Annotated in this window: 13 protein-coding genes; 7 read left to right on the plus strand and 6 right to left on the minus strand. The window is 60.5% G+C overall.

The features are described 5' to 3' along the window. Positions 1-73: 73 nt before the first annotated feature. Positions 74-1003 carry a nitrate ABC transporter permease gene (ntrB, locus tag EPO09_RS02880; protein WP_290639961.1) on the plus strand — a complete coding sequence of 310 codons (930 nt, stop codon included), beginning with the start codon at positions 74-76 and terminating at the stop codon, positions 1001-1003. A 27-nt stretch (positions 1004-1030) separates the two neighbouring features. Further along, positions 1031-1831, plus strand: coding sequence for an ABC transporter ATP-binding protein (locus EPO09_RS02885; protein WP_290639963.1), 801 nt, complete (start codon positions 1031-1033; stop codon positions 1829-1831). Between the two features lie 187 nt (positions 1832-2018). On the opposite strand, the gene lgt is transcribed toward EPO09_RS02885, so the two are convergent. Further along, the gene (gene lgt / locus EPO09_RS02890) at positions 2019-2822 is read right to left on the minus strand and encodes a prolipoprotein diacylglyceryl transferase (protein WP_290639965.1); all 804 of its coding nucleotides are present in this window, start codon (positions 2820-2822) and stop codon (positions 2019-2021) included. Between the two features lie 78 nt (positions 2823-2900). Between lgt and EPO09_RS02895 the strand changes: the two genes are divergently transcribed. Then, entirely contained in the window at positions 2901-4157 is a 1257-nt protein-coding gene (locus tag EPO09_RS02895; protein WP_290639967.1) for a putative Na+/H+ antiporter, read from the plus strand. 108 nt (positions 4158-4265) lie between these two features. On the opposite strand, the gene ilvD is transcribed toward EPO09_RS02895, so the two are convergent. Further along, on the minus strand, positions 4266-6116 hold the full coding sequence (gene ilvD, locus EPO09_RS02900) for a dihydroxy-acid dehydratase (RefSeq protein WP_290639969.1): 1851 nt from the start codon (positions 6114-6116) through the stop codon (positions 4266-4268). Positions 6117-6194: 78 nt separating this feature from the next. Beyond that, positions 6195-6455 carry a TIGR04438 family Trp-rich protein gene (locus EPO09_RS02905; protein WP_290639971.1) on the minus strand — a complete coding sequence of 87 codons (261 nt, stop codon included), beginning with the start codon at positions 6453-6455 and terminating at the stop codon, positions 6195-6197. Between the two features lie 122 nt (positions 6456-6577). On the opposite strand from EPO09_RS02905, the gene EPO09_RS02910 reads away from it, so the two are divergent. Then, positions 6578-6889, plus strand: coding sequence for a c-type cytochrome (locus EPO09_RS02910; RefSeq protein ID WP_290639972.1), 312 nt, complete (start codon positions 6578-6580; stop codon positions 6887-6889). A gap of 101 nt (positions 6890-6990) precedes the next feature. Here the strand turns inward: EPO09_RS02910 and EPO09_RS02915 are convergent, their stop codons facing one another. The 3 genes from EPO09_RS02915 to EPO09_RS02925 form a co-directional block, all read right to left on the minus strand. After that, positions 6991-8832, minus strand: coding sequence for an MFS transporter (locus EPO09_RS02915; protein ID WP_290639974.1), 1842 nt, complete (start codon positions 8830-8832; stop codon positions 6991-6993). Positions 8833-9050: 218 nt separating this feature from the next. Continuing rightward, complete coding sequence (gene acs, locus EPO09_RS02920) at positions 9051-11033, minus strand: acetate--CoA ligase (RefSeq protein WP_290639976.1); 1983 nt, start codon at positions 11031-11033, stop codon at positions 9051-9053. A 232-nt stretch (positions 11034-11265) separates the two neighbouring features. Next, the gene (locus EPO09_RS02925) at positions 11266-12573 is read right to left on the minus strand and encodes an HD domain-containing phosphohydrolase (protein WP_290639977.1); all 1308 of its coding nucleotides are present in this window, start codon (positions 12571-12573) and stop codon (positions 11266-11268) included. A gap of 252 nt (positions 12574-12825) precedes the next feature. Between EPO09_RS02925 and EPO09_RS02930 the strand changes: the two genes are divergently transcribed. The 3 genes from EPO09_RS02930 to EPO09_RS02940 all read left to right on the plus strand — a co-directional run. Then, on the plus strand, positions 12826-13428 hold the full coding sequence (locus tag EPO09_RS02930; protein WP_290639979.1) for a YqhA family protein: 603 nt from the start codon (positions 12826-12828) through the stop codon (positions 13426-13428). A 90-nt stretch (positions 13429-13518) separates the two neighbouring features. Further along, the gene (locus EPO09_RS02935) at positions 13519-15045 is read left to right on the plus strand and encodes a fumarate hydratase (protein WP_290639981.1); all 1527 of its coding nucleotides are present in this window, start codon (positions 13519-13521) and stop codon (positions 15043-15045) included. A gap of 114 nt (positions 15046-15159) precedes the next feature. Beyond that, positions 15160-16027: MBL fold metallo-hydrolase (locus EPO09_RS02940; RefSeq protein ID WP_290639983.1), on the plus strand; the 868-nt coding region annotated here is incomplete at its 3' end.

Genomic DNA, 16027 nt, shown 5'->3' on the forward strand with positions numbered 1-16027 from the left:
TTTGCAGACACACCGAATCGGGCAGGCCCTGCGCTTCGCTCACACCCCTCAGACCCCATAGAAGGAGTCACACATGGTCAGCGCCGTCTTTCACAGCCCCTCGGATGCCAGCGACGCCCTGCGCGCAGACAAGGCAGCCGGCAAGCCCACATCGAATCCCATGACTTCCACTGCAGTAGCCCCAGCCTCCACAGGGCCAGCGCCCGCCCCCGCCACCAAACCCAAGATTCTGATGGACTGGGCTGGCCTGGCACTCAAGACCCTCGCGCCACTGGCCGGCATCGCCCTGCTCGTGGCCATCTGGGCTTTGCTGACGATGAAGAGCACAACCTTCCCCACGCCCCTGGCGACCTGGCAGGAAGCCGTCAAGCTCTTCTCGGATCCGTTCTACAGCAACGGCCCCAATGACCAGGGCATCGGCTGGAACATCCTGTTCTCGCTCAAGCGTGTGGCCATGGGCTTCGGTCTGGCTGCGGTGGTTGGCATTCCTCTGGGCTTCCTGATCGGTCGCTCGACGATTGCCAGCGCCATGCTCAATCCCATCATCAGCCTGCTGCGCCCCGTGTCGCCACTGGCCTGGCTGCCCATCGGCCTGCTGGTGTTCAAGTCGGCTGACCCTGCCGCCATCTGGACGATCTTCATCTGCTCGATCTGGCCGATGATCATCAACACAGCCGTGGGCGTGCAGCGCGTGCCCGAGGACTACCTCAATGTGGCCAAGGTGCTCAACCTGAGCGAGTGGACCATCGTCAAGAAGATCCTCTTCCCCTCCGTGCTGCCCTACATGCTGACCGGCGTGCGCCTGTCGGTGGGCACAGCCTGGCTGGTGATCGTGGCCGCTGAAATGCTGACCGGCGGCGTGGGCATCGGCTTTTGGGTCTGGGACGAGTGGAACAACCTGAACGTGCACCACATCCTGATCGCCATCTTCGTGATCGGCATCGTTGGCCTGCTGCTCGAAAACGCCCTGGTGGCTGTGGCCAAGCGCTTCAGCTTCGAATAAGCCTTCTCACCATCTCAGGAGTTACGCATGTCCCACTTCATCGACATCAGCCGCGCCGAAATGGTATTCAACACCAAGAAGGGCCAGTTTCATGCCCTGCGCGACATCAACCTCAGCATCGAAAAGGGTGAGTTCATCGCCCTGATCGGCCACTCGGGTTGCGGCAAGTCCACCTTGCTCAACCTGATCGCCGGCCTGCTCATGCCCACCAGCGGCGGCCTGATCTGCGACAACAAGGAAATCGGCGGCCCCGGCCCCGAGCGCGCCATGGTGTTCCAGAACCACTCGCTGCTGCCCTGGCTGACCTGCTTCGAAAACGTCTACCTGGCTGTGGAACGCGTGTTCGGTGCCAAGGAGAACAAGGAACAACTCAAGAAGCGCACGCAAGAAGCGCTGGAGCTGGTCAACATGGCGCACGCCACGCAAAAGCGCCCCAATGAGATCTCCGGCGGCATGAAGCAACGCGTGGGCATTGCCCGTGCCCTGGCCATGGAGCCCAAGGTGCTGCTGCTGGACGAGCCCTTCGGCGCCCTGGACGCCCTGACCCGCGCCCACCTGCAAGACGAGTTGCTCAAGATCGTGGCACGCACCAAATCGACCGTGGTCATGGTGACACATGATGTGGACGAGGCCGTGCTGCTGTCAGACCGCATCGTGATGATGACCAACGGACCAGCCGCCACGATTGGAGAGATTCTGGATGTGCCCCTGGCCCGCCCCCGCAATCGCGTCGAACTGGCCGAGGACGCTACCTACATCCACTGCCGCAAGGCTGTGCTGGACTTCCTGTACACCCGCCACGGCGTGGCGGACAAGAAAGCGGCCTGAGCCCCCGTCACCAGAAAACCGGTATCAACACCAGTACCGAGGAGCAAACAGAGGTCGGCACAACACAGCTGGCACACCCCTTGCAAGAGAACTGATGACCGCTTGAATCGCCAGAGCCAGGCGGTCTTCCTCAGCGGGGGTCAGTGGGTCCGCGAAAACTCCACCGACCTCTTAACGCCTTCCAGGTTCACGCCTGGAAGGCGTCTTTTTTGGCCATTCCCCAGAAAAGTGCACCTAACACGATCATGGGCACGCACAGCCACTGGCCCATGCTCATATTGAGTGCGAGCAGGCCCAGGAAGCTGTCAGGCTCCCGGAAGTATTCAGCCACGAAACGGAACAGGCCATAGCCAAACATGAACATACCGGCCACAGCACCTTGCTGGCGGGGCTTGCGCGCATACAGCCACAACAGCACAAAGAGCAGCATGCCCTCCAGGCCAAACTGGTAGAGCTGCGAGGGGTGGCGCGCCACGTCGCTGCCGGACTCTGGAAACACCATGGCCCACGGCAGGCTGGGGTCAGCGGCCCTGCCCCACAACTCGCCATTGATGAAGTTGCCAATACGGCCTGCCGCCAGGCCAATGGGTACGCACGGGGCCACCAGATCGGCCACTTCAAAGAAATGTCGGCCTTGTTGCCTTGCAAACACGGCCATGGCGGTGATCACACCCAACAAGCCACCGTGAAAGGCCATGCCGCCCTGCCACACATAGAAAACCTCGATGGGGTGTGCCAGGTAGTAAGACGGCTTGTAGAACAGCACGTAACCCAGGCGACCGCCCAACACCACACCCAGCATGGAGAAAAACAGCAGGTCTTCCACATGCTGGCGCGTCCAGCCGCGCTCCGCAAAGGGCGCTTGCCTGGCTCGGTACGTGGCCAGCAGATAGGCACCTACGAAGGCTGCCAGATAAGTCAGGCCATACCAGTGCACCTTCAGTGGGCCCAGCGACACGGCAACGGGATCAAATTGGGGATGAATCAGCATGGCGCGAACGATAACCGATGTGGCCATCCACATGCCTGCGCGAACTGTGAAGATATGTTGGGCTGCTAGGATCAAGCCATGAACCCCACGAACATCCAGATCATTGGCGCCAGCCTGTTTGCGGTGGCTGTGCTGCACACCTTCTCGACCAAATTTTTCGAGAAGCTGGCGCACTCGCGTCCCGCTCATGCCGGCCTGTGGCACCTGTTGGGTGAAGTCGAAGTGGTCTTCGGCATCTGGGCTGCCGTGCTGATGGCGGCCATGTTCCTGACGGAGGGCAAGACCGCGGCCACGCATTACCTGGACACGCGCAACTTCACCGAACCGCTGTTCGTCTTCGCCATCATGGTGGCGGCCGCCAGCAAACCCATATTGCAAGCGGCAGGCATGCTCACACGCCTGATTGCCCGGGCGCTGCCGCTGGCACCTGGCTTGTCCTTCACCCTGGTGACACTGACCCTTGTCCCCCTGATGGGCTCCTTCATCACCGAGCCTGCGGCCATGACGCTGGCCGCCCTGCTCTTGCGCGATGGGCTTTACAGCCAGTCCATCTCCAACAAATTGAAGTACGCCGTGCTGGGCGTGCTCTTCGTCAATGTGTCGATTGGCGGCACGCTCACACCTTACGCTGCCCCGCCCGTGCTCATGGTGGCAAGCGCCTGGGGCTGGGATCTGGCCTTCATGTTCCTGCACTTTGGCGACAAGGCTGCCTTGGCGGTGTGCATCAATGCCATCGGGCTCGTCTTGCTGTTCGGCCGCGAACTGAAGGCCCTGCCACCATTGGCGCAAAGCACCGAAGCACAGCCGCCCTTGGCCATCACGCTCATCCACTTGCTGTTTCTTGCGGGCATCGTGGTGTTCGCCCACCACCCATCTGTCTTCCTTGGCCTGTTCATGCTCTTTCTGGGGTTCACAGCCGCATATGAGCGCTACCAATCGCCCCTGATCTTGCGTGAAGGTTTGCTGGTGGCCTTCTTCCTGGCGGGACTGGTCGTACTGGGCGGCCAGCAGCAATGGTGGCTGGAACCCTTGCTGCTGAAGATGGATGCCAACGCCGTGTTCTTCGGCGCCACAGCCCTGACCGCCATCACGGACAACGCCGCGCTGACCTACCTGGGCTCACTGGTGCAGGGTTTGAGCGACGAGTTCAAGTACGCCCTGGTGGCGGGTGCCGTCACGGGTGGCGGATTGACCATCATTGCCAATGCGCCCAATCCGGCAGGTGCGGCCATTCTCAAGAGCAAGTTCGCAGATCAGGCGATCCATGCTGGGGGTTTGTTGCTGGCGGCGTTGCCACCAACGATCGTGGCGCTGCTGTGCTTCAAGCTGATCTGATTCGCCCATCAGGCAATGCCGCATGAAAAAAGGCCCGCATCAGCGGGCCTTGTCATGTTCGGGCCAGACCAACGGGCATGAAGCCCGCTCGCTTGCCGGCCAGCGCCATCAGCGCTTGATCTGCGACAGATCGCGCACAGCGCCAGTGTCAGCCGAGGTGGTCAGCAAGGCATAAGCCTGCAGCGCTGCGGACACATAGCGCTCGCGCTTGGCGGGCTTCCAGGCATGCACGCCACGCGCTTCCATGTCTTCGCGGCGCTTGGCCAGCGTCTCAGGGCTCACGGCCAAGTGGATCTTGCGGTTCGGGATGTCGATCTCGATGGTGTCGCCATCTTCCACCAGCGCGATGGCACCGCCCTGCGCCGCTTCAGGCGAAGCGTGGCCGATGGACAAGCCGGATGTACCACCCGAGAAGCGACCATCCGTCAGCAAGGCGCACTGCTTGCCCAGGCCGCGGCTCTTCAGGTAGGAGGTGGGGTACAGCATTTCCTGCATGCCAGGGCCGCCCTTGGGGCCTTCGTAGCGGATGATGACCACGTCACCAGCCTGTACCACTTCGCCCAGGATACCGTCCACGGCATCTTCCTGGCTTTCGAACACACGGGCCTTGCCGGTGAACTTCCAGATGGACTCGTCCACACCAGCTGTCTTGACGATGCAGCCCTTCTCGGCGATGTTGCCGTAGAGCACAGCCAAGCCGCCGTCAGCGGTGAAGGCGTTTTCCTTGCTGCGGATCACGCCCTTGGCGCGGTCCAGGTCCAGCGCCTTCCAGCGGCTGTCTTGCGAGAAAGCCACTTGCGTGGGCACGCCACCAGGCGCTGCCTTGAAGAACTCATGCACGGATTCGTCCTTGGAGACGGTCACGTCCCACTGGGCGATGGCATCGGCCATGGTCTTGCTGTGCACGGTGGGCAGATCGGTATGCAACAGGCCGCCACGGGCCAACTCGCCCAGGATGGACATGATGCCGCCGGCACGGTGCACGTCTTCGATGTGAACGTCAGGTACGGCTGGCGCCACCTTGCTCAGGCAAGGCACACGACGCGAGATGCGGTCGATATCCTGCATGGTGAAGTCCACGCCGGCTTCCTTGGCGGCTGCCAGCAAGTGCAGCACGGTATTGGTCGAGCCGCCCATGGCCACGTCCAGGCTGATGGCGTTCTCGAAAGCCTTGAAGTTGGCAATGTTGCGCGGCAGCGCGGATTCGTCGTCTTGCTCGTAGTAGCGCTTGGCCAGGGCCACGATGGTGCGGCCAGCCTGGCGGAACAGCTTCTCGCGGTCGGCGTGCGTAGCCAGCGTGGTACCGTTACCTGGCAGGGACAGGCCCAGGGCCTCGGTCAGGCAGTTCATGGAGTTGGCGGTGAACATGCCAGAGCACGAACCGCAGGTCGGGCAAGCCGAACGCTCGACCTGAGCCACTTCTTCATCGGAACAGCTCTTGTCAGCGGCCTTGACCATGGCATCGACCAGGTCCAGCGAGATGACCTTGCCTTCGAGCTTGACCTTGCCGGCCTCCATCGGGCCACCGGACACGAAGATCACGGGGATGTTCAGGCGCAGGGCAGCCATCAGCATGCCCGGGGTGATCTTGTCGCAGTTGGAGATGCACACCAGCGCGTCAGCCGTATGGGCATTGCACATGTACTCGACACTGTCGGCGATCAGGTCACGCGAAGGCAGCGAATACAGCATGCCGCCGTGGCCCATGGCGATACCGTCATCCACGGCGATGGTGTTGAATTCCTTGGCCACACCGCCCGCAGCTTCGATTTCACGGGCTACCAGCTGGCCCAGATCCTTCAGGTGCACGTGGCCGGGCACAAACTGGGTGAAGCTGTTGGCGATCGCGATGATCGGCTTCTCGAAATCGCCGTCCTTCATGCCGGTGGCACGCCACAGGGCACGAGCACCAGCCATATTGCGACCGGCGGTGGAGGTACGGGAACGATACTGAGGCATGAAGCGGCTCCGGGGGGCTTGTTTTCCAAAGACGGCGATTTTATCCCGTCCCCCGGTCGGCCGCCTAACAGGCAGCGCTCAGCGCTTACCTTTCTTGGGGCTTTGCAAACCCAATGCATCGAGCGCCTTCTGGCGGCGCGCTTCTCGCTTATCGTCAACCTTCTTCATGGCCTTGCGCTGCGTCAGACCCGACCAGTCGGCCCACGCCCACCACAGGATGGCCAGCACAAAGGGCGCCAACATGATCCACCACTGCTCCTTCCAAGTCCACGCCCCAACCGGCCCGATACCTGCCAGATTCAGGATCTGCACCATGACGCCGATTGCCACAAACCACATGATTGCTGCCCTTTAGGACTGGACCGAATGAAAAAAGAAGGCCATGTCAACGCACAGGCATGGCCTGAACGTTTATAAAAACACCCTCAACTGTAATTCACACCCACTGCGGAAGGACCCCCATGAAACTCCTGCCCTCACTCCTGGTTGCCGCCACACTGGCTGCCGTTGGCGCCCCTGCCATGGCCAACCTGGAACTGGCCCAGAAAAAGGCCTGCCTCGCCTGCCACCAGGTTGACAACAAGGTTGTCGGCCCTGCCTACAAGGATGTGGCCAAGAAGTACAAGGGCCAGAAAGGCATCGAAGCCAAACTGGTCGAGAAGGTCATGAAGGGCGGCAAGGGTTCCTGGGGCGAAGTGCCCATGCCTGCCAACACGCAGGTCAATGAAGCTGAAGCCAAGCAATTGGTGAGCTGGATCCTGTCGCTGAAGTAAGCCAGGTCCCGTCCATGAAAAAGCCCCGCGATATGCGGGGCTTTTTCATTCAAGGCCGACCGGTGCTTGTGGCACCTGCCGACCGCTGGCTTGAGTCAGTCTCAGTCGCCAGCGTAGATATCGACATCCTTGGTTTCACGAACGAACAGCAAACCGACCACGAAGGTGATGCTGGCCACGATGATCGGATACCACAGACCGTTGTAAATGTTACCTGTCTGCGCCACGATGGCGAACGCCGTGGTGGGCAGCAAGCCACCGAACCAGCCGTTACCGATGTGATAAGGCAAGCTCATCGAGGTATAGCGGATGCGGGTCGGGAACATTTCCACCAGCATGGCAGCAATCGGGCCGTACACCATGGTCACATAGATGACCAACAGCGCCAGGATCGCAACGATCACAGGCTTGTTCAGCTTGGCAGGATCAGCTTTGGCTGGATAACCCGCCGTCTTGAGTGCCGTACCCACTGCCTTCTTGAACTGGCCTTCGATGATCTTGGTAGCGGCAGCCTTGCCATCCTTGTCGAAGGCAGCCAGGTTGGCAGAAGCGTCCTTCAAGGCCTTTTCGGCATCCTTGAGCTTGTCTTCGGCCTCCTTGCCCGAGACGCCCGCAGCCTTCATGTCATCCACCTTCTTCATGGCGGATTCCTTGGCCTTGGTAGCAGCCTCCTTGGCCGCAGGCACGTCAGCTTCAGTGACCTTGGTGGGCGAGTAGCTGTTGATCACCGTCTCACCAACCTTGATCACGGCAGTGGAGCCTGCAGCGCCAGCAACGTTCTCGTAGTTCACCGAGCTGCTGGCCAGCAACTGCTTGGCGATATCGCAGGAACTGGTGAACTTGGCCGTACCGGTCGGATTGAACTGGAACGAACACTCGTTGTTGTCTGCCACCAGGGTCACCGGCGCAGAAGCCTGAGCACGAGCCAGATCCGGGTTCGCAGCCTCAGTCAGCGCCTTGAACAGCGGGAAGTAGGTCACCGCAGCAATCAGGCAGCCACCCAGGATGATGGGCTTGCGACCGATCTTGTCCGACAGCGAACCGAAGACCACGAAAAATGGCGTGCCAATCAACAGGCCGATGGCCACCAGGATGTTGGCGGTTGCGCCATCTACCTTCAGCGCCTGCGTCAGGAAGAACAGCGCGTAGAACTGACCGGTGTACCAGACCACAGCCTGACCAGCGACCAGACCAACCAAGGCCAGAATCACGATCTTCAGGTTGCCCCATTGGCCGAAGGACTCGGACAGCGGCGCCTTGGAGGTCTTGCCTTCCTCCTTCATCTTCTTGAAGGCAGGGCTTTCGTTCATGCTCATGCGGATCCACACGCTGACGCCCAGCAGTGCGATCGACACGATGAACGGAATCCGCCAACCCCAGTCTGCAAAGGCTTCTTCGCCGATGGCCGTGCGCACACCCAGGATCACCAGCAGCGACAGGAACAGGCCCATCGTGGCGGTGGTCTGGATCCAGGCGGTGTAGGCGCCGCGACGACCATGTGGCGCGTGTTCGGCCACATAAGTTGCCGCACCACCGTATTCGCCACCAAGCGCCAGACCTTGCAGTAGACGCAGGCCGATCAAGATGATCGGCGCGGCGGCACCGATCTTCGCGTAGTTGGGCAGCACACCCACGATGAACGTGGACATACCCATGATCAGGATGGTGACCAGGAAGGTGTATTTGCGGCCAATCATGTCACCCAGACGCCCGAAGACGAGGGCGCCGAAGGGGCGCACGATGAAGCCGGCAGCAAAAGCCAGCAGCGCAAAAATGAAAGCCGAAGTGGGATCCAGCCCTGCAAAGAATTGCTTGGCGATGATGGCCGCCAATGAGCCGTAGAGATAAAAGTCGTACCACTCGAAAACTGTGCCTAGGCTGGAAGCGAAGATGACCTTCTTCTCCTCAGCTGTCATGGGCGCATGGGAAACGCTGCTTGCCATGGTGTTAGCTCCTCGTCATTGCAAAAAGTGAGCACGCTTGTGACATGCTCACCCCTCAATCTAGGGGGGGTTGTTATCAAATGTAATGAGGGTGAATGCTTAGTTGTCGGACTTATTACACATATTCATGCCTGGGGTTTCCACCAGCAGAATAAAAAAACCCGGTGCCATATGACACCGGGTTTTTATTTCAATTGATTATCTGAAAATCAGAGTTTTCAATTGCTCTGAGCAAGCTGATCGAGAATCGCGGGGTTTTCCAGCGTACTGGTATCTTGCGTCACGGTCTCGCCCTTGGCCACCACACGCAGCAGGCGCCGCATGATCTTGCCGGAGCGGGTCTTGGGCAGGTTGTCACCGAAGCGGATGTCCTTGGGCTTGGCAATCGGGCCGATTTCATGGCCCACGTGGTTGCGCAACTCGTTGGCCAGTTGCTTGGCTTCCTCGCCTGTGGGACGTGGCCGCTTGAGCACAACGAAGGCACAGATGGCCTCACCCGTCAGATCATCCGGACGGCCCACCACGGCGGCCTCGGCCACCAGGGGATGAGACACCAGCGCGGATTCGATTTCCATCGTGCCCATGCGGTGGCCGGACACGTTCAACACGTCGTCGATACGGCCCGTGATGGTGAAGTAGCCCGTGTGCTCGTCACGGATGGCACCGTCACCGGCGAGGTAATACTTGCCGTTGAAATCAGCGGGGTAGTAGCTCTTCTTGAAGCGCTCGGAGTCGCCCCAGATGTTGCGAATCATTGATGGCCAGGGCTTGCGCACCACCAACACACCACCTTGTCCCCATGGCACTTCCTTGCCGGTTTCATCGACCACAGCGGCATCAATGCCTGGGAAGGGCAAGGTGCACGAACCCGGTGTGAGCGCATGGGCACCAGGCAACGGCGTGATCATGTGACCACCCGTTTCGGTCTGCCAGAAGGTATCAACGATGGGGCAACGGCCGCCACCGATTTCGCGGTGGTACCACTCCCAGGCGGCAGGGTTGATGGGCTCGCCCACCGTGCCCAGCAAGCGCAGGCTGCTCAGATCGAAGTTGCGCGGGTGCACGGCCTCGTTGGACTCGGCTGCCTTGATCAAGGCACGAATGGCCGTGGGTGCCGTATAGAAGATTGAGACCTTGTGGGCCTGGATCATGCGCCAGAAACGCGCGGCGTCCGGATAGGTGGGCACGCCCTCGAATACGACTTGCGTTCCACCGACCGCCAGAGGGCCGTAGGCCACATAGGTATGGCCCGTCACCCAGCCGATGTCGGCCGTACACCAGAACACATCGTCAGGCTTGAGGTCGAAGGTCCACTTGGTGGTCACGGCCGCATGCAGCAGATAGCCGCCCGTGCTGTGCTGCACGCCTTTGGGCTTGCCGGTCGAGCCGGACGTGTACAGCAGGAACAAGGGATGCTCGGCAGAAACCCACTCGGGTGGGCACACGTCGGACTGCGCAGCCATCACCTCATCGAGGTACACATCGCGGCCAGCCACCATGGGCACATTGCCGCCGGTACGCTGCCACACGATGACCTGGCGCACGCTGTCGCATCCGCCCAGGGTGAGCGCCTCGTCAACGATGGCTTTCAAAGGCAGGGCTTTGCCACCGCGCAGTTGCTCGTCAGCGGTGATCACCAGCACGGCGCCGGCGTCTTCAATACGGTCGCGCAAGCTCTGCGCAGAAAAGCCGCCAAACACCACGGAGTGCGTGGCACCGATACGGGCGCAGGCCTGCATGGCCACGACACCTTCAACCGACATGGGCAAGTACAGGACGACGCGGTCCCCCTTCTTCACGCCTTGAGCCTTGAGCGCGTTGGCCAGCTTGGACACGCGCGCCAGCAAAGCCTTGTAGCTGTAGTGCGTGACCTGACCATCGTCGGCTTCGAAGATGATGGCCGTCTTGTCACCCAGGCCCGCGTCAATATTGCGATCCAGGCAGTTGTAGGAAGCGTTCAGTTCACCATCTTCGAACCACTTGAAGAACGGCGCGTTGGACTCGTCCAGTGATTTGGTGAAGGGCTTGTGCCAGGACACGAACTGCCTGGCCAGTGAGGCCCAGTAGCCTTCGTAGTCGTTTTGTGCATCGGCGCACAACTTGTCATACGCTGCCCGGCTGCCTACGTGGGCGGTACGGGCAAAAGCGTCTGGGACGGGATATTGCTTGCTCTGAGTTGTATTTTCGGTCGGGCCAGTCATATTTGTGATCTCCAGCTGGCAACGCTTGTGGCGCTGCGGTTTCAATTGGTCAAGTTTGCCTGGGTTGCAAACAAACCTTGCCAACTCGCCACCATGCGCCCATCCGAACGGCTTGTTACTAAGGACTATCCCCAGGCCACAAAGCAGGACAGAAACTGATACCCGTCAGATTTTCTCAAGTCGTGCGACATATGTCGCGATCATGCTGGCCCTGTGATGGCCGCTGCAGCCATCAAGCTGCTATCGCCTCGGCCAGGCCTGTAGCGGCCCGCACTTCTTTGAGATAGCGCTCAAGCACGGGCAAATCACCTGCTGCATGGCGGATGACGCGGGCATGCAACTCGCGCTCCAGCTCGCCCAGTCGCCAATTGATCTCTTTGAGGATGATGGCCACCTCACGTTGCATGGTGGGGGCTTCGTGTTGCAGCCAGGCACCATCGGGTTGCACGTCCAGCCCCGTGCTGGACCAGGCCCGGCAGATGCTCTCGAAGCGCTCCTGCGCATGCGTCCACAAGCCCTTGAATGGAGGGCTGGCTCGGTCAAACAGGGGCTTGAATTCGCCCTGCACGTGCATGATGCGCCCCAGTCGCTCGCCCAACTCGTGCGAGCGCGTCAGGGCATCGCGAAGCGCTTCGCTTTCTGTCGCGGCATCCACGTCACGGCACTCGCGAAAAGTTTTGCTGACCGCGTCGATCACCGGGCGGCTGAATTCGCCATGGATGAGCTTCACTGCCACCTCGGCCTGCTGAAGCAGGCCGCCACCCTTGTCCAGCATGCCGCCCAGCATCTCGGCTACAGCCAGAATCTGAGCGCTTTCAGGCACCTCGCCAGACCTGCGGCCTTGTGGATAGCCAAAGCCATCCAGTCGCTCATGATGGTCCAGGATCAAGGCGCTGGCTGGTTTGGCCAGCCCTGCCAGATCCTTCATCAGGCCGTGCGCAATGACCGGGTGCGCAGCGATATGCCGCCACTCCTTGGGGCCCAGTTGCGCATCTGTCTGCAAATACTTGGGATCGATGTACAACTCACCCACGTCGTGACTGAGCGACGCCACCAGCAACACGCCGAGCACATCGTTTTCGCCAGGCAGCATGCGCTGCGCCAGGCTGAGCGCCAAAAGGGCTACGCACACGGCATGATCGAGCTTGCCCGCCTGGTGTTCGGTGTAGACAGTCAGCAAGGTCTGCAAGCGCCCGGCAAAGGTGCTGTCTTCCATGAGTTTGACCAGGCTGACGCGCGACCCCGAGGTACAGATGGCTCGCAAGACGGGATAGGTGTCCAGCATGCGCTCGGCGGTCTCGGCGCAACGCCTGCCTGTGACGCCATCGGACACGGCCATGCAGTCTTCCAGGGGCTTGATCAGCTTGTGCTCGATCAGCCTGTCGCGCATGGACCTGTTGATGGCATAACCCTTGGCAACCAGTTTCATGCCATTTTCGGAATAAATATCTTCCGTGGCTTCAACCTGCCGCTCTTCGGCCACGGTCATCACGTGATCCAGATAATGAACGTTGACGGTGGCGTGCTGTACTGCGGGCAAGATGACGTTTCCTGAAAAAGCGAATATCGAATATGGCACCTGGCCAACGAATCTCATATTCATTTTGAATGGCCCGGGATTGAATTGCACGCATTGCCAGTACAAACCGTCATGGCTTACGGAAAATTGTCACATTCCCAGGCACCAACCCCGATCACCCGCCTGGTTGACAGGGCTTTGCGCTTGTGCGCACGCCACCAGCAAGCTGCATCCATTTAAAATGAAGAAAGCGGCAGCACCAATCAGATATCAATGAGCAACGATCACAAATCACCAAAAACAAGCCAGATAGCATCATTTATTTTTGCAAGCAGGTGGCTGCAACTACCCCTGTATCTAGGATTGATATTGGCCCAGGTGGTTTACGTTTATCACTTCTGGGGGGAGTTAGTGCACTTGGTGGAAGCCGCCACGGGCAACCAGGAGGCGCTCAAGCTCATATTCGAGGCCTCGGGCCAGCACGGCAGCACGATCCCGGATCATCTGACCGAAACCACCATCATGCTGGTCGTGCTGGGCTTGATCGACGTGGTGATGATCTCCAATCTGCTCATCATGGTGATCGTGGGCGGCTACGAGACTTTCGTGTCGCGCATGAACCTGGATGGTCATCCCGACCAACCGGAGTGGCTGGACCACGTCAATGCCTCGGTGCTCAAGGTCAAGCTGGGCACAGCCATCATCGGGATCTCGTCCATCCACCTGCTCAAGACCTTCATCAACGCCGAGAACTACTCGGACAAGGCCCTGATCGCGCAAACCGCCATCCACATCGCCTTCCTGCTGTCGGCCATGGCCATTGCCATGACAGACCGCATCCTGCACCCCGCGGGCGAATCGCACGAGAAACATTGATCGACAGGTCACCGGCGCGCCAAGTACGCCGGTCCTTGGCACAATGTCGGTTTTCCCGTTTCACCTCCCCGCCCCAAAAAGGCCACTGCCATGACGACCATTCGCTACGATGACCTCGTTGAAAGTGTCGCAGCCGCGCTGCAATACATCAGCTACTACCACCCCGCTGACTACATCGCCCACCTGGCCCGTGCTTACGAGCGCGAAGAGAGCCCGGCTGCCAAGGACGCCATCGCGCAGATCCTGACCAACAGCCGCATGTGTGCCGAAGGCAAGCGCCCCATCTGCCAGGACACCGGCATCGTCAACGTGTTCCTGAAGATCGGCATGGGCGTGAAGTGGGAAGGCTTCGGCGCCCGCAGCATCCAGGAAGCCGTCGATGACGGTGTGCGCAAGGGCTACAACAACCCTGACAACAAGCTGCGCGCCTCGGTGCTCTTCGATCCGATCTTCGAGCGCAAGAACACCAAGGACAACACGCCCGCCGTGGTTTTCATGGAACTGATCCCGGGCGATACGGTGGACGTGACCGTGGCAGCCAAGGGCGGCGGCTCCGAGAACAAGTCCAAGCTCTACATGCTCAACCCGTCCGACAACATCGTGGACTGGGTGCTCAAGACGGTGCCCACGATGGGTGCTGGCTGGTGCCCGCCAGGCATGCTGGGCATCGGTGTGGGTGGCACGGCCGAGAAGGCGGCCCTGCTGGCCAAGGAATCGTTGATGGACGACATCGACATGTACGAACTGCTGGCGCGCGGCCCCCAGAACAAGCTGGAAGAGCTGCGCATCGAGCTATACGAGAAGGTCAACGCCCTGGGCATTGGCGCGCAAGGCCTGGGTGGCCTGACCACCGTGCTGGACGTCAAGATCAAGACCTACCCCACGCACGCGGCTTCCAAGCCGATTGCCATGATCCCGAACTGCGCGGCCACCCGCCACGCCCACTTCGTGATGGATGGCTCCGGCCCTGTCTACCTGGATCCTCCCAGCCTGGACCTGTGGCCCAACGTGCACTGGGCGCCTGACTACAACAAGTCCAAGCGCGTGGATCTGAACACACTGACCAAGGAAGAAGTGGCCAGCTGGAAGCCGGGCGACACCCTGCTGCTCAACGGCAAGATGCTGACCGGCCGCGATGCAGCTCACAAGCGCATCCAGGACATGCTGGCCAAGGGTGAGAAGCTGCCCGTGGACTTCACCAACCGCGTCATCTACTACGTGGGCCCTGTGGACCCCGTGCGTGATGAAGTGGTTGGCCCGGCAGGCCCCACCACCGCCACCCGCATGGACAGCTTCACCGAGATGATGCTGGCCCAGACCGGACTGATCTCCATGGTGGGCAAGGCCGAGCGTGGCCCCGCTGCCATTGAAGCGATCAAGAAGCACAAGTCGGCTTACCTGATGGCCGTGGGCGGCTCGGCCTACCTGGTGTCCAAGGCCATCAAGGCTGCCAAGGTGGTGGGCTTTGCCGACCTGGGCATGGAAGCCATCTATGAGTTCGACGTGGTCGACATGCCGGTGACCGTGGCTGTGGACAGTGGCGGCACCAGCGCCCACATTGAAGGGCCCAAGACCTGGCAGGCCAAGATCGGCAAGATCCCCGTCAGCGTGGCTTGATGAGGATGTGGTTTGACTCTGCGTTGAGTTGAACACCCGGCCCCGACAGGCTTAGCGCCTCTCGGGGCTTTTCTTTGCGTGCAGACCGACCATGACCAGGCTGAAGCAACGGACATGAAAAACCGCTACTACAACCCCGCCAAGAAACACCACCGGCCCGATGGCTTCCAGAACAACTACATCTCGTTCAGAGGCAAGCGCTGGCACGAGATCCTGCGCTGGCGCTGGCAGGCCTGGCGGGCTGGACACCCTCGACCGATCGCCACGCCCATCCCTGTTGTCGCGCCTGATCTGAACTTCATCGGCGCCAATGCCAAAGCGGGTTTGAGCATGCAGCCTGCCGTGACCTGGATCGGTCACATCACCGTGCTGGCGCAGATAGGCGGACTCAACATTCTCACGGACCCGGTTTTTTCCGACCGCTGCTTTCCTGTGCAATGGGCGGGCCCCAAACGCCAGACGCCGCCGGGTTTGTCGCTGGCTCAACTGCCGCACATCGATGTGGTGCTGCTCTCGCACAACCACTACGACCATATGGACGAAGGCTCCTTGCTGGCCTTGTCAAAACAAACCGGGGGCAGCCCGCTTTTCATCACACCGCTGGGGCACAAGCATTGGTTTGCACAGCGCGGCATCCACCATGTGATCGAGCTGGATTGGTGGGACACGCATGTGCTGCCCGCCACAGAACGCTCGGCGCGTATCCCCGTGACCTTGACGCCATCGCAACATTGGTCTGCCCGCACGGCCACAGACGCTTTGCGCAGCCTGTGGGGCGGCTTTGCGGTGATGTCGCCCGACTGCCATCTTTTCTTTGCCGGCGACACGGCCTACTCGAAAGACTTTGTTGATATTCGCCAGCACTTTGCACGCGAGCAGACACCTGAATCAGGCGGCGGCTTTGACATGGCCTTGTTGCCCATCGGCGCCTATGAACCACGCTGGTTCATGAAAGACCAGCACGTGAACCCCGACGAGGCCG

Origin of the sequence: Aquabacterium sp. (assembly GCF_004297345.1) — a bacterium.
Taxonomy (GTDB): Bacteria; Pseudomonadota; Gammaproteobacteria; order Burkholderiales; family Burkholderiaceae_C; genus Aquabacterium.

Excerpts from the sequence above, each read along its gene's own strand:
- EPO09_RS02885 (WP_290639963.1), top strand. The coding sequence starts at position 1,031 with ATGTCCCACTTCATCGACATCAGCCGCGCCGAAATGGTATTCAACACC.
- acs (WP_290639976.1), bottom strand. The coding sequence starts at position 11,033 with ATGACTGGCCCGACCGAAAATACAACTCAGAGCAAGCAATATCCCGTC.
- ilvD (WP_290639969.1), bottom strand. The coding sequence starts at position 6,116 with ATGCCTCAGTATCGTTCCCGTACCTCCACCGCCGGTCGCAATATGGCT.
- EPO09_RS02915 (WP_290639974.1), bottom strand. The coding sequence starts at position 8,832 with ATGGCAAGCAGCGTTTCCCATGCGCCCATGACAGCTGAGGAGAAGAAG.
- EPO09_RS02905 (WP_290639971.1), bottom strand. The coding sequence starts at position 6,455 with ATGTGGTTTGTGGCAATCGGCGTCATGGTGCAGATCCTGAATCTGGCA.
- ntrB (WP_290639961.1), top strand. The coding sequence starts at position 74 with ATGGTCAGCGCCGTCTTTCACAGCCCCTCGGATGCCAGCGACGCCCTG.
- EPO09_RS02910 (WP_290639972.1), top strand. The coding sequence starts at position 6,578 with ATGAAACTCCTGCCCTCACTCCTGGTTGCCGCCACACTGGCTGCCGTT.
- EPO09_RS02935 (WP_290639981.1), top strand. The coding sequence starts at position 13,519 with ATGACGACCATTCGCTACGATGACCTCGTTGAAAGTGTCGCAGCCGCG.
- EPO09_RS02930 (WP_290639979.1), top strand. The coding sequence starts at position 12,826 with ATGAGCAACGATCACAAATCACCAAAAACAAGCCAGATAGCATCATTT.
- EPO09_RS02895 (WP_290639967.1), top strand. The coding sequence starts at position 2,901 with ATGAACCCCACGAACATCCAGATCATTGGCGCCAGCCTGTTTGCGGTG.
- lgt (WP_290639965.1), bottom strand. The coding sequence starts at position 2,822 with ATGCTGATTCATCCCCAATTTGATCCCGTTGCCGTGTCGCTGGGCCCA.